Genomic DNA, 13,371 nt, shown 5'->3' with positions numbered 1-13,371 from the left:
GTGCCGCACCGGCAGCTCGATACGGTCCGATCGCCGCCGGACATCCCGCTGACCGGGAACCCGATCCCGGTCGAGAGATCGCGCAGCGCCGCCCCGTGCGGATATCGGCACCGGCGCGGCGCTGCGCGCCGAGGGCAGCGCCCGGCAGCTTCGGACAGCGGGCCGGTCGGCTCATGCGGCGCCGGTCGTCCTGCTCACCGGGACCACGGGTACGGCAGGTGACCGGCGGCACGGCAGGCTCGAATCGAGCGACAGGTGTGCGCCGCGGTTCGCGCCGGGCACGGTCCGTCGCAGGAGATCCGAATCGCGCTGGAGCGCAGCGCGTTCAGTGATTGCTAAGGAGTGACATGACGGCCGGAGCAGAGCTAGTGGAGCGAAACGACGAGGCAGCGGGCGCGGGGCCGGTCGTCGAACTCGACGGCGCCTGTTCGCTGTCCCGGGACCGCATCGGTGGGAAGGCGTGGAGCGTCAACCGCATGCGCGCGCTCGGCCTGTCGGTGCCGCCCGCGTTCGTCATCACCATCGAGGGTTGGGCCGACTTCTCGACGCGCGGGGAGATCGGCGAGGACATCTGGCACGGTGTCCGAGCGGGCATCGCGGCCCTGGAGCGGGGCACCGGACGTGTTTTCGGCTCCGGCACCCGCCCGCTGCTGGTATCGGTCCGCTCGGGCGCCGCGGTGAGCATGCCCGGGATGATGGACACGGTGCTGAACCTCGGCATGAACGAGGCGGTAGCGCGAGCGCTGGCGGCGGAGACCGGGAACCCGGGCTACGCGGCCGACACCCGGGAGCGGTTCCGCGCCCAATATCGCGAAACCGTGCTTGGCGACCCTGCCGGTGCGGTGCCGGAGGATCCCTGGGAGCAGTTGCGCGCGGCCATCAGCGCGGTGTTCCGGTCCTGGGATTCGCCTCGGGCGCAGACGTATCGACGCAATCGCGGCGTGCCGGGAACCTTGGGTACCGCCGTCACCGTCCAAGCCATGGTCTTCGGCAACCTCGACGACGAGTCCGGCACCGGCGTGCTGTTCAGCCGCAACCCGAACACCGGGGAACGCGCGCTGTTCGGCGAATGGCTGGTGGGCGGGCAGGGGGAGGACGTGGTGTCCGGCCGGACCACTCCGCGACCGCTCGACGAACTGGCGACGCTGCTGCCCCGGGTGCACGCCGAACTCGTCGCGGCGGCAGGCCTGCTGGAACGCGATGGCCGCGATATCCAGGACATCGAATTCACCGTCGAATCCGGCGCCTTGTGGCTGTTGCAGTCGCGGCCCGCCAAGCGCTCGGCGCGCGCGGCCGTGCGCGCCGCGGTGGCGATGGCCGAGGAAGGGCTCATCGGCGCCGACGAGGCACTGAAGCGGATCACCGCCGACCAGGTGCGCACCGTGCTGCGTCCGGCGACCGGGGACTACAGCGGGACACCGCTTGCTCGCGGCGAAGCGGCGTGTCCCGGCCTGGCCTCGGGTGTCGTCGTCACCGATCCGCACGAGGCCGAGCGCCGCGCGGAGGCGGGCGAGGACGTGATCCTCGTACGCCCGACCACCAGCCCCGACGACCTGCACGGCATGATCGCCGCCAAGGCGATCGTCACCGAATTGGGCGGAGCCACTTCGCATGCCGCGCTGGTCGGTCGCGAGATCGGCAGGCCGTGCGTGGTCGGGTGCGGCCCCGGTGTCGTCGCGGCACTGGCTGGTCGGGTGGTGACCGTGGACGGCGGCGCGGGCACGGTCTGGCCGGGCCGGGTCGAAGGCAAACCCGTGGATGCCGCCACCCTCGCCGACGTCGCACGATTGGCCGGGTGGGCGGGCACCGACATCGACGGGTTGGCGACCTGGCTCGACGCGCGGGCGACCGACGCCTCGGCGAAGGCACACGCGGCAGCACCGGCGACGGTGACGGACATTCCCGACCTCGGTCTGCTGCGGCTGATCGGCATCAAAGGCCGGGCCGCTCACGACGCGCTGGCCGCGGGCGTAGGCGCGCCCACCGAGACCGTCGCCGCTCGATGCGAAGAACTGGTGGCCGGGGGCTGGTGCGCAGCGACACCGATCGGCGTGCGGCTCACACCGGAAGGCCGCCGACACCTGGATGGCCTGCTGACGCTGGAGCGACGGGCAGTCGATCGGGCCGCGATCGCCTCCGTCTATGCCGAATTCTGCGAGTTCAACGGTGTGTTGAAAGAAATCGTCACCGCATGGCAGATGAAGGACCCGGCCACCGTCAACGACCACGCCGACGCCGAGTACGACGGTGCGGTCCTGACCAGGCTGACCGACCTGCACCATGCCGTGCAACCGCTGCTGCGGCGGATCGGCGACGTCGCGCCGCGGCTGGCCCGGTACTCCGCCCGCTTCGCGCAGGCGATCGAGCGGATCGCCGCCGGTGATCACGCATGGGTCGCGCGACCCGTGCTCGACAGCTACCACACCGTGTGGTTCGAGCTGCACGAGGACCTGATCGGACTGTGCGGCCTGAACCGCGCCGACGAGGCGGCGGCCGGCCGTGCCCACTGACATCACGGGCGAATCCACCGCGCCACAGGAACGGTGGGTCGAGTTCGCCCAGATCGATAATGTCCGCGACCTGGGCGGGCTGCCCGTGCGGGGCGGGGGCGCCACTCGTTTCGGGGTCGTCTACCGTTCCAGCACGCCGCAGAATCTCACCGAGTCCGACCTGGCCAAACTGCTCGGGCCGATCGGTCTGCGCACCCTGATCGATCTGCGGCTGCCCGACGAGGTGGAGCGCGAGGGCTACGGCCTGCTGGCCGGCGCCGACGTGCGGCGGGTCTGCCTGCCGGTGCGGAAATCGCCGCAATCCTCGCTGGCGGCACGAGATCTGGTGCCCGATTCCAGCCGGGTGGATCTGGTGGACCTGTACGAGAAGTTGCTGGCGGGCAGCGCCGACTCCGTCGTCGCGGCGGTACGCCTGGTCGTCGACTCGGGTAGCCACTCGGTGCTGTTCCACTGCGCGGCGGGCAAGGACCGCACCGGCGTGCTGGCGGCGGTGCTGCTGGACGCGGTGGGCGTACCGCCGGAGGCGATCGCGGCCGACTACGCCCTGACCGGTGAACGCATGCACCGGGTCCGCGACCGGCTCGACGCGCTCCCGTCCTACACCGGGCTGCCCCCGGTGAGTACCGGCATTCTCGGCGTCGAGGCCGAGGTGATGGGGCGTTTCCTCGCGAAACTGTCCGCTGACCACGGCGGCGCAGCGGAATGGTTGCTGAGCAGCGGGCTCACCACCGCGGAACTGGTGCGTCTGCGTGAAGTGTTGATCGCGCCGGAATAAGAGATCGCCTCTGCGCCACTCCTGACGGACGCACAACCGAGCCGCTCCGGCAGGTCAGTCCCTGACCGGATCGGCTCCAGCCCGCTTGGTCACCGAGTCGCCGACCTCCAGCGTCTCCCACAACGCTCGGTCCACGCGAATCCTTCTCGTGCTGCCGTCCGGCAAGCGAATGTGCAAGCGTCGGTACAGATTCGCCCCGTCCAGCAATCCGCGCGACTTCTTCACGACCGTTCCGCGCCACTCCTGCTGTTCCATCGACCTACTCCCTCACTCGACTCGACGCCGACGCCGTAGCGATGCGCCGACCGGCGTATTTCCAGTGTCGCGACCCGCCACGCTCGGCACATCACCACTGAGAAGTAGACGTGCTGTGCCCGAAGTCGGACACCACATCGGTCAGGGGGGTGATGTCGCATGCCACCGTAGGCCGCAGCACCGATCTAGCGCGGTGGCCGTGCGGTTTCCACGCGCGCGAGAATCGCCGCGGTCACCTCGCCGGGCGCCTGCTCCGGCAACCAATGGCCTTTGTCGTCCAAGACCAGCAAGCTGTAGTCGGCGTCGACGAACTCGCCGCACAAGTCGATGCCCGCCCGTGCCACCGCGATATCCTCGCCGCCCCACACCACCGTCGTCGGAACACTCACCCGCGGCACGTGCAGCCAGTCGTCACCGATGGCGCGATACCAGTTCAGCGCGGCCGCCATCGCGCCAGGCTGGAGCAAGCGGGCGATGTGACGGTCCGCGACCTCGGACGCCACGGCGTCGCCGAAACCGAGCCGCAGGCTCGCTCCGCCGTTGGCGGTCAGCACGTCCTCCGTGCCAGGGTGGCGAAGAAAATCCACATAGCTGGATTTCTGGCGCTGCTCGGGGTCCTCGGCGAGCACCGTGCGAAGGCCGCCGGGTGCGGCATGGATACGGCCGTCAAGGATGCGACACGCTCGGCATGTCGAGCGGCGACGGCCCACGCGACGACCGCACCCCAATCGTGTCCGACCAGATGCACCGAATCGAGCGCCAGTTCGTCACAGAGACCAAGAACATCGGAGACCAACTCGGCCAACCGGTAAGCCTCGACACCGTCGGGCCGGGCGCCGGCCGAATAGCCGCGCTGATTCGGCGCCCAGGTCGACACACCGTGGGCGGCGAGTCGCGCGGACACCGCCTCCCAAGAGGCGGCGCTCTGCGGAAAGCCATGCAAGAGAACGGCATCGACTTCACCAGGACAGCGATGGACGTCGACGTCGAAAACGAGCTCACCGACACGCACCTGGCGCGCTCCAGCGGAAGCAGCCACCTCTGCATGCTAGCGGCGGGCCGCCTCATCGATGACGAGTTCGTGACCGGCCGCGCCGCCGTCTCCCGTGTCCCGCAACGACGGAGCGGGCCGGGTGGACATGCTCCACCCGGCCCCGCTCCGGTCATCGACTACCGCGGCAGCAGTTTGGTTCTCAGCGCGTCCAGCGTCGCGCCGTCGACGCCGAGTCCGTCGGTGACGAACCGGTCGAACGATCCGAAGGACGCGGTGGCCTGGTCGAAAGCGGCGTCGAGATATTCGGCGCGTACGCCGAGGATCGGATCGAACAACGCGGGATCGGTGACCAGGCCCTTGGCCACCAGCCCGTCCATCGTCGTCTTGTTGCCCGCGGCCAGGTTGTCGTTCGATTCCAGATAGTCCTTGTACACCTGACCCTTCGGGACGCCGAGCGCCGTCATCAGGACCGCGGTCATCCATCCGGTGCGGTCCTTGCCCGCGGTGCAGTGGAACAGCACCGGTCCGTTCGCGTTCGCGATATCCCGGACGGCGGTCCCGAACTGCGAACGAGCGGTGGCGTCGGTGACCAGCCAGCGGTAGTAGTCGCGCATGATGCCCACGGCCTTGCCGTCGCCGAGCATCTGCTGCTGTACGGCCGGACCGCCCTGTATCGCCCGGCCCACCATCAGGTAGAAGTCGTTGCCCGGGTCGTACACCGGACGCGCGAGCGTGGGAATCGAGGACGGAACCTTGTCGGGGTTGGCCCCGGACTCGTTCGGGCTGCGGAAATCGATCACCGCGGTGATGCCGGAGGTGATCAGCTTCTGCTGGTCGGCGGCGGTGAGCTTGTCCAGGGCGTCGGTGCGGAAGACGACGCCGGTACGGAGTTTGCCGTTGCCCTGGGTGGGATAGTCGCCGATGTCCCGTGCATTCGGCGCCGCCGACAGCTGCATGGAACGGTCGTGCACGGTGTGCACGAGTCCAGGGCCCGCCGATGCGGTGGTGGTGGACGGGAACACGGCGATCAATGCGGCGGCGACACCGGTCACCGCCCCGCGAACAGCACGCGAAATCGTCACTGTCTCATTCCTTCCATAGGTCGCGGCCCGGCGACGCCGAACCGGAAAGTGGGCCGGGGTGCGCGACCCCGGCCACGGCTCAGGCGTCGGCGAGCAGGGTGACCGTGCCGGCCGAACCGTCGACGCGCACCCGCTGTCCATCGGCCAGCCGGACGCTGGCGGTCTTGGTGTCCACGACGCAGGGAATGCCGAATTCCCTGGCCACGATGGCGGCGTGCGAAGCCGAACCGCCGATGTCGGTGACCACCGCGGCAGCGTAGGCGAACATCGCGGTGTGCCCGGTGTCGGTCACCGAGGCCACCAGGACGTCGCCCGGTTCGATGTCGTCGTCCAGGGACAGCACGCGTTTGACGGTGCCCTCGACGACGCCGGGGCAGACCCCGATGCCGGTGAGGCTGTCTCCGGGCAGTAATGCGTCCGCATTCGGCAGCGGCTCCCAGTCGCCCGCGATCACATCCGGCATGCGGACGCTCTGCAACCGGGTCAGCTCCGCTCGCCGTCGGGCCACCCGCTCGGTCAGATCCGCCGGGGCCCACAGTATTTCGTCGAGCGTGAGGAAGCAGGCGTCCTCGGCCTGCCGTAGCAGCCCTTGCCCGATCAGCCGTTGCGCCCGCTCCCGCACGGCCAGGCGCAGGCAGTGGGTGTACCGGACGACGGCGTCGCGAACGCGTTCGCGCGCCATCGTCGCTCCGGCCGCCATCCGTGCGGTGCGGCTGGGCGACGGATCGACCGGTTCCCGCTTGGGCGCGGGCATCTGAGCGGCGCGGGCGGCGGCGGTGACCAGCAGCTCCGGCCGGTCGCCGAAGGTCGGGTTGAGCAGTTCGCACTCGCCCGGTCCGCGATGACCGATCCGCCGCAGCTCCTCCTCCAGCGCGGCGGAGAACGCAGGGGAGATCGCCCGCGCCGCGGTGACGTCGCCCGCGTGCGCCGCGTCGTGCAGCGCGGTGTCGCTCCGGCACAAGGCGGCGAGCCGCTCCACCGCGAGCATGGTCCTGGCCGACTCCAGCTTCTCCAGATCGATGGGCACGGACGCCGCTTCCTTGCCGCGGGAGTGGATGGCCGTGGCCGCGCCGGTCATCATCACCCCGATGGACGCCGCCGCCCAGGACTGGTTCAGCCGGTCCCGCCACAGCAGGGCGCGGGCGTGCAGTTGTTCATCGGTGAGTTCCCGAATCGCCGCGGCGCCCAGGGATTCCTGATGCGCGGCGGCGTTGATGCCGTCGGTGGTCTCGCGATAGCGCAGCGCGGTGCGCAGCACCCGGCCCGCCGCGCGCCACGTCGCGCGGGTACTGGCGAATCCGGTCGGGGTGGGCGGCTTGCCGTGCGGGGTCAGCGAGATCTCGGCCGGGATGTTGCCGTAGACGTCACGGCGGATGCTCTGCTCGTCCCAGCCCGGCATGTTCTCCGCGGCCAGCACCCCGATGGAGGCGTTGATGTAGATGTGGTGCCCGAGCACCGTGGTGACCCGGCTGGTCCAGTGCTCCAGCGCGATGCCGTCCAGCGCGATCATCCTGCCCATCGCGGCATTGGCCAGCCGGATCGCGCCGGCCTGCAGATCCACGGTCAGCGGTGTCAGCGGTCCGGGCAGTGCCTCGGACGTATTGGTGGCGGTGTGCACCGGGTAGGCCGGGTCGACGCGATCGTCGAACTCGCCCTCGAGTCCTTCCGGCGCGACCGACACCAGGGCGTGTCCGTCCGAAGTCGCCGCGCGGGTGGGTATCACATAGCCGGGCAGCGGGATCGCGCCGGGCTCGGCGACGAACTCGTCGCCGTCGAGCCTGCGACCGGCCAGTCCGCGGACGATGTCGGCCGCCACTTCGGACGCGGTCCATCCGCAGTGAAAGCCCCACTCGTCGCGTGCCGCCGTCGGGTCCACCCGCGGTGGCGTCCCGGCCATCCGCCGTAACATCCGGGTGCCCGCGGCTCGGCGGATGCGATGCGCGTCCGCGCCGGACACCACACCCGACGCGGCCAGTTCCACCACGCCGGTGCGCGCGGATCCCGCGGCCAGCACCAGGAAACGTTCGAAATCGTCAGTGTGCAGCACCTGGAATCCGTCCGACCGGCCGGAACCGAGCAGCCGACGCAGGATTCGCCAGCTCCCGCGCTCGATGCGCCTGCCCGCGACCGGCGCGGTGCGCACGATCAGAGCCGCCGCCCCGCTGGCGCGCACGACATCCTCGGCGTCCGGATCCGCACCGGCGACCACCGGAACCACGATCCGCGCCCCGGCCGCTCGGGCCGCCGTCGCGATCGCGGCGAGCGAACCAGCCAGATGCACCACCGCCGCGCACTCGGCGACGGCCCGTGCGCACAGTGCGGGGTCGGCCGGGTCGCCGGTGACCACCTCGACCCGAGGGTCGACGTACCGGTGCCGTTCACGGTCCAGCCCGGCCACGTCGTGGCCCGCGGCCAGCAGCATGCGCGCCACCGCGCGACCGGTCGGCTCGGAAACTCCGGTGACCAGGACCCGCATGAAATCTTCCTCCTCGCTGGCGCCCATGCAGACGTGACGCCGTTCACACACCATCGCCATATGGCGAGCCCGCGACCGACCACAGTCCCGATGACCGGGACCGGCGAGTCGCTCACCAAGACGGGCGCCCGGCCGTCGCGATCGGCACGGGAAGGTCGACCCATGAGTGATCGGAATTCGGTCGCGCCTCGGGAGGCCGCCGACGTGCGCGCCTACGACCTCGAGACCGACGTGCTGGTGGTCGGTTACGGGTGCGCCGGAGCGGCGGCGGCATTCGAGGCGGCGGGCAGCGGCGCGCGGGTTCTGGTGCTGGAGCGGATGAGTGGTCCGGGTGGCGCTTCCGCCCTGTCCGGCGGCGAGATCTATCTCGGCGGCGGCACACCGATCCAGCGGGCCTGCGGGTTCGACGACGACCCGGCGGCGATGGCCGCGTTCCTGTCCGCGGCGCTCGGTCCGAGCGCCGACACGGCCAAGATCACGCGCTACAGCGAGGACAGCGTCGCCCATTTCCACTGGCTGGCCGACCGCGGCGTGCCGTTCAACCCCACGCTGTGGGACGCGCCGGCGTGGGTGCCGCCGACCGACGACGGGCTCATGTGGCTGGGGGAGAACAGCAGCCCGTTCGCCGGCCTCGCCACGCCCGCGCCGCGCGGACATCGCCCGGCCACTGCCGGCTTCGGCGGCAAGCTGCTCATGGACTGCCTGGCCGAGGCCGCGCGAACAGCTGGCGCCACAACGCTTTTCGACACCCGAGCGGCCCGCCTGGTCGTCGCGGGCGACGGCGCGGTCGTCGGCGTGGTGGCTCGCCGGTACGGCACGGAGCTGACCATTCGGGCTCGCCGCGGCGTCGTGCTGACCACCGGCGGATTCGTCGACAACGACGCCATGCTCGCCGCGCACGCGCCGAAACTGCTGGGGCACACCAAAGTCAGCGCGGGCACCGACGACGGAAGCGGCATCCGGATGGCGCAGGCGCTCGGCGCGGCCGTGCGGCACATGTCCACGGGTCAGGTCGGCATCTCGCTCGTTCCCGGCCTCGCCGCGCGCGGCATCGTGGTGAACGGGCACGGGCAGCGGTTCGTCAACGAGGACACCTATCCCGGCCGGATCGGCCAGGCGGCGCTGTTCCGGCAGGGCATGCGGACCTGGGTCGTGCTCGACGAACGAGCCTTCGAGGAAGTGCCGGAACCGCAACGGTGGGGCGTGCGACCGACTCACGTGGCGGAGACCGCCGAGGAACTCGCCGACCTGATGGGTCTACCGGCGGCCGCGCTGGCCGACACCGTCCGCCGCTACAACGATTCCGCCTCGCGCGGTGCGGATCCCGAGTTCGAGAAGGCGCCGCGCTGGGTGCGTCCGCTCGCGCCGCCGCTCGCCGCGATCGACGTGCGGACCGGGGTGCGGCCACCGTCGGAATCCGGTGATCGCCGTGGGACCGGTGCCTCCGTGTTCACCCTCGGCGGTCTGCACACCTCCCTCGACGGCGCCGTGCTCGATATCGACGGCGCCGCGATCCCCGGACTGTTCGCCGCGGGCCGGGCCGCGAGCAACCTGCACGGCGAGGGTTACATCAGCGGCACTTCGCTCGGCGACGGCACCTTCTTCGGCCGCCGCGCCGGCATCGCCGCGGCCCGCACCAGCTGATCCGGACGGCGGGTTCCGGTCATCGGGATGGATCGGACCGGACGGCACCGCACCGGCCTAGCGTCGAAAGACGGCACTACCAGGAGGACTACCGCAAATGACGAACAAGGTGCTCGATCGGGTACGGGATCTGCTGCCCGCGATCCGAGAGCGAGCCGCCGACGCCGAACTGCAGCGCAGAGTGCCCGACCAGAGCATCAGCGAGCTGACCGAAGCCGGGGTGTTCCGCATGCTGCAACCGTCCCGCTTCGGCGGCGACGAATCCTCACCGGTCGCGTTCTACGAGGTGATCCGCGCCATCGCGACGGCATGCCCGTCGACGGCGTGGGTGTCGTCGGTGCTGGGCGCGCACCCGTGGCAGCTGGCGTTGTTCCCGCTGCGGGCGCAGGAGGACGTGTGGAGCGCCGATCCGGACACGCTGGTCTCGTCGTCCTACGCGCCGACCGGCAAGCTCACGCCCGTCGAGGGCGGTTTCGAGATCAGCGGTCGGTGGAGCTTCTCCTCCGGCTGCGATCACGCCCGGTGGGCCTTCCTCGGCGCGGTCGTGCCGAATGCCGAAGGCGGAGCGGAGTACCTGACCGTTCTGGTCCCGCGCGCCGACTACCGCATCGAGGACGTCTGGCACGTGTCGGGGCTGTCGGGCACCGGCAGCAACGATATCCTCATCGAGAAGGCGTTCGTCCCCGTCCACCGGACCTACAGCGCGACCGAGCAGGCCGAGCTGCGCGGGCCCGGGCAGGAGGTCAATACCGCGCCGCTGTACCGGATCTCGTTCGGCGCGGTGTTCTCCAACACCATCACCGCACCCATCATCGGCGCCGCCCAAGGCGCCTACGAAGCGCACATCGAGCGCATGCGCGAGCGAGTGCGGATCTCCTACGGCGGGCAGAAGGCGGCCGAGGATCCGTTCGCGCACGTCCGGGTCGCTCGCGCCGCCTCCGAGATCGACGCCGCCGTCCTGCAGATGGAGCGCAACATCGGCGAACAGCTGCGCTATGCCGAGGCGGGGGAGGAGATCCCCCTCGAACTGCGGGTACGCAGCCGCCGCGATCAGGTGCGCGGCACCGAACGCGCCATCGAGGCCATCGATCTGCTGTTCGAGAACTCCGGCGGGCATTCGATCCGCCGACCCAATCCGATCGAACGGCACTGGCGCGACGCGCACGCCGGAAGCGTGCACGTCATCAACGACGTCGAGCGCGCGCTCGTCCTGTACGGCCGCGACGCGTTCGGCCTGCCGGTCACGGATCGGATGATCTGAGCACCGCCGCCCACGTCGATCACAGCTCGTGATCGCGGACCCACCCCGCGATCTGGGTTCGGGAAGTGAAACCGAGCTTGGTGAGAATGTGCTCGACGTGGGTTTCGGCGGTGCGCACGGAGATCACCAGATCGGCGGCGATGCGTTTGTTGCTGTGGCCCGCCGCCACCAGCCGGGCGACGTCCTTCTCCCTGCGCGTGAGGACGTCCGCCGCCTGTGACTCGACCGAGGCGGCCTGCGGCGGTCGCGCCGTGGCTGGCGTGCGTCCCAGCGCGTAGTCGATCGCCTCGCTCAGCGAGAGCGTCGCGCCGCTGTCGAATATCTCCTCGAACTTCTTCTGGCCCAGCGCTTCTCGCACGCGACCGCGCATCTTGTCACCGAGTACGCCGGTGATGGCGTGGGCGAGGCGCACCGTGCTGCGCGCCAGGATCTCCGCGGCGCCGAGCAGGCGGGCGGCTCGCTCGAAGTCGGCGCGGGCGACCGCCGACCACGCCAGCCCTTCGAATCCGGAGGCGAGCCAGACGCATCGGTCGAACAGACTGAACATCTCGATGGAGCGGGCGAGGTACCGCGTCGCGGCACGCTGATCGCCGCGCCGCCAATGATCCAGGCCCATCGACCACTGCGCCAGCCCACCGAGCAGGTGCGGTCCCCGCTCGGTGGTGATCGCCAGCAGCCGCTCGGCGAAAGCGGTCGAGCGTTCGTCGGCGAGCACCAGCGCGCACACGAAGGCGAAGGCGAGGCTGTCCATCTCCATCGCGTGATGGCCGCACTCGGCTGCCAGATGCGTCGCGGTCTCGGCCAATTCGAGCGCGCGGGCGGTATCGCCGTCGTTGAAGGCCAGCAGCGCCGAATCGAGCATCGCCTCCGCGAGGATGTCGGGGGCGTTGACCCTGCGCGCCAGGGCGACGCATTCGTCGACCAGCTGGCGCGCGGACCCGCGGTCGGACAGCAACGCCGCGAGCGAGGCCGCCGCGGAGAGCCCGCGTGCGCGCAGCTCGGTCGGTTCGCTCGCCTTCGTCAGCGCGTCGGTCAGCCAGCGGTAGCCTTCGGTGAGGAAGCGATTGTGCTCCCAGAACGGCCGCAGCACCGCCGCCATCTCGAGCGCCGATTCGGGTGCGTCGGTGAGGCCGAACTGCAGCGCCGCGCGCAGATTCGCGTGCTCGCGGTTCAATTCGCGGAACCACGCGACGTCGTCGGAACTCCAATACGCGGTGCGGCCGCGCAGCACCAGCCGCCGGTAGTGATCGCGGTGACGCGCACGCACCTCGGACTCGTCGCCGCGCTCGGCCAGCCGGTCGCGGGCGAACTGCCGGATCGGCTCCAGCATCGAGTACCGTCCGACCTCGCCGTCGTAGCGCAGGCTCAGCACCGACTTGTCGACCAGGCCGGTCAGCGCGTCGATCCCCGCCGGTCCCGTGGGGGCGGGCAGGCACACGGCTTCGGCGGCGTCGATGTCGAAGCCGCCGGAGAACACCGACAGTTGCTCCCACAAGCGCTGTTCGGCCGGGGTGCACAGGTCGTAGCTCCAGCGGATCGCGCCCTCGATGGTCTGTTGCCGTTCCGGCGCGAGCCGCGGTCCCGCGCTCAGCAGGCCCATGGTGTCGTCGAGCCGGGCGAGGATCTGTTCCGGAGTGAACACGCGCAACCGCAACGCGGCCAGTTCCAACGCGAGCGGAATGCCGTCCAGCCTGCGGCAGATCGCGGCCAGCGCGTCGCGATTGACGGGGGTGGCCGCGAAGCCGGGGTTGGCGGCGCTCGCCCGTTCGGCGAGCAGGCGCATCGCATCGCTGTCGGTGGTCGCTCCGTCCGGTAGCGGCAGGGGCGCGACGGGCATGACCTGTTCTCCCTGCACGCCGAGCACCTCCCGGCTGGTCGCCAGCACCCGGACCTCCGTGGTGGTGGCCACGATCCTGCCGACCAGCCGGGCGCAGGCGTCGATCAGGTGCTCGCAGTTGTCCAAGATCAACAGCAGCCGTTTGTCCGCGAGGAACTCGGTGAGCCGCCGCAGGGGCGCCGCCGTGTCGTCGCGCAACGCCAATGCCTCCGCGACGGTCACCGTCACCAGGTCCGGGTCGTGGACGTCGGCCAGCTCGACCAGCCATACCCCGTCCGGGAACGCGCGCGCGACCGCGACGCCGACCTGGCGGGACAGCCGGGTCTTGCCGACACCGCCGGGCCCGAGCAGGGTGAGCACCCGCGTCGTGGGCAGCAGCCGCTTCGCGGCGGCGAGTTCCTCCCGGCGCCCGACGAAGCTGGTGACCTCGGCAGGGAGGTTGCCGATGGGACGCCGCGCCATGGGTGTCAACCCTAGGTACCGCGCGCGGCGCGGAAGTGCGTTCTGGACAAATTCAACTCCGAGGAACGTGTCCGC

Annotated in this window: 10 protein-coding genes; 4 read left to right on the top strand and 6 right to left on the bottom strand. The window is 70.7% G+C overall.

Annotated features, from left to right (window positions below):
* The first annotated feature begins 347 nt into the window (after nucleotides 1-347).
* Together ON21_RS39455 and ON21_RS25040 are read left to right on the top strand one after the other, a co-directional pair.
* Entirely contained in the window at nucleotides 348-2,510 is a 2,163-nt protein-coding gene (locus ON21_RS39455) for a pyruvate, phosphate dikinase (protein ID WP_083880866.1), read from the top strand.
* Nucleotides 2,500-3,285, top strand: coding sequence for a tyrosine-protein phosphatase (locus ON21_RS25040; protein WP_051021316.1), 786 nt, complete (start codon nucleotides 2,500-2,502; stop codon nucleotides 3,283-3,285). Before ON21_RS39455 ends, ON21_RS25040 begins: the two co-directional genes overlap by 11 nt.
* Nucleotides 3,286-3,339: 54 nt before the next feature.
* Here ON21_RS25040 and ON21_RS25035 read toward each other — a convergent pair whose 3' ends face one another.
* From ON21_RS25035 to ON21_RS25020, 5 genes are all read right to left on the bottom strand, one after another.
* Nucleotides 3,340-3,540 carry a DUF7489 domain-containing protein gene (locus tag ON21_RS25035; protein WP_039801504.1) on the bottom strand — a complete coding sequence of 67 codons (201 nt, stop codon included), beginning with the start codon at nucleotides 3,538-3,540 and terminating at the stop codon, nucleotides 3,340-3,342.
* Between the two features lie 185 nt (nucleotides 3,541-3,725).
* A complete protein-coding gene (locus ON21_RS40225) occupies nucleotides 3,726-4,169 on the bottom strand; it encodes an alpha/beta fold hydrolase (RefSeq protein ID WP_245562724.1) in 444 nt (147 codons plus the stop codon).
* A complete protein-coding gene (locus ON21_RS40220; protein ID WP_245562721.1) occupies nucleotides 4,088-4,444 on the bottom strand; it encodes an alpha/beta fold hydrolase in 357 nt (118 codons plus the stop codon). The genes ON21_RS40225 and ON21_RS40220 overlap by 82 nt, the downstream gene beginning before the upstream one ends.
* Before the next feature lie 266 nt (nucleotides 4,445-4,710).
* On the bottom strand, nucleotides 4,711-5,616 hold the full coding sequence (locus ON21_RS25025; protein ID WP_039801502.1) for a tyrosine-protein phosphatase: 906 nt from the start codon (nucleotides 5,614-5,616) through the stop codon (nucleotides 4,711-4,713).
* A gap of 79 nt (nucleotides 5,617-5,695) precedes the next feature.
* Nucleotides 5,696-8,092 carry a PEP-utilizing enzyme gene (locus ON21_RS25020; RefSeq protein ID WP_169332729.1) on the bottom strand — a complete coding sequence of 799 codons (2,397 nt, stop codon included), beginning with the start codon at nucleotides 8,090-8,092 and terminating at the stop codon, nucleotides 5,696-5,698.
* A 162-nt stretch (nucleotides 8,093-8,254) separates the two neighbouring features.
* Between ON21_RS25020 and ON21_RS25015 the strand changes: the two genes are divergently transcribed.
* Both ON21_RS25015 and hsaA read left to right on the top strand, forming a co-directional pair.
* Nucleotides 8,255-9,736: an FAD-dependent oxidoreductase gene (locus ON21_RS25015; protein ID WP_039801594.1), complete on the top strand. Its 1,482-nt coding sequence runs from the start codon at nucleotides 8,255-8,257 to the stop codon at nucleotides 9,734-9,736.
* Between the two features lie 97 nt (nucleotides 9,737-9,833).
* Nucleotides 9,834-10,997, top strand: a complete 1,164-nt coding sequence (hsaA, locus tag ON21_RS25010) for a 3-hydroxy-9,10-secoandrosta-1,3,5(10)-triene-9,17-dione monooxygenase oxygenase subunit (protein ID WP_039801498.1) — start codon at nucleotides 9,834-9,836, stop codon at nucleotides 10,995-10,997.
* A gap of 19 nt (nucleotides 10,998-11,016) precedes the next feature.
* Here hsaA and ON21_RS40645 read toward each other — a convergent pair whose 3' ends face one another.
* The gene (locus tag ON21_RS40645) at nucleotides 11,017-13,296 is read right to left on the bottom strand and encodes a LuxR C-terminal-related transcriptional regulator (protein ID WP_039801497.1); all 2,280 of its coding nucleotides are present in this window, start codon (nucleotides 13,294-13,296) and stop codon (nucleotides 11,017-11,019) included.
* Nucleotides 13,297-13,371: the final 75 nt, after the last annotated feature.

The sequence above is a fragment of the Nocardia araoensis NBRC 100135 genome (assembly GCF_000308435.1).
Taxonomy (GTDB): Bacteria; Actinomycetota; Actinomycetes; order Mycobacteriales; family Mycobacteriaceae; genus Nocardia; species Nocardia araoensis.
The sequence above is the reverse complement of the archived record's forward strand: the minus strand, read 5'-3'. Positions and strand labels throughout refer to the sequence as shown.

Excerpts from the sequence above, each read along its gene's own strand:
- ON21_RS25015 (WP_039801594.1), top strand. The coding sequence starts at position 8,255 with ATGAGTGATCGGAATTCGGTCGCGCCTCGGGAGGCCGCCGACGTGCGC.
- ON21_RS25020 (WP_169332729.1), bottom strand. The coding sequence starts at position 8,092 with ATGCGGGTCCTGGTCACCGGAGTTTCCGAGCCGACCGGTCGCGCGGTG.
- hsaA (WP_039801498.1), top strand. The coding sequence starts at position 9,834 with ATGACGAACAAGGTGCTCGATCGGGTACGGGATCTGCTGCCCGCGATC.
- ON21_RS25035 (WP_039801504.1), bottom strand. The coding sequence starts at position 3,540 with ATGGAACAGCAGGAGTGGCGCGGAACGGTCGTGAAGAAGTCGCGCGGA.
- ON21_RS39455 (WP_083880866.1), top strand. The coding sequence starts at position 348 with ATGACGGCCGGAGCAGAGCTAGTGGAGCGAAACGACGAGGCAGCGGGC.
- ON21_RS40645 (WP_039801497.1), bottom strand. The coding sequence starts at position 13,296 with ATGGCGCGGCGTCCCATCGGCAACCTCCCTGCCGAGGTCACCAGCTTC.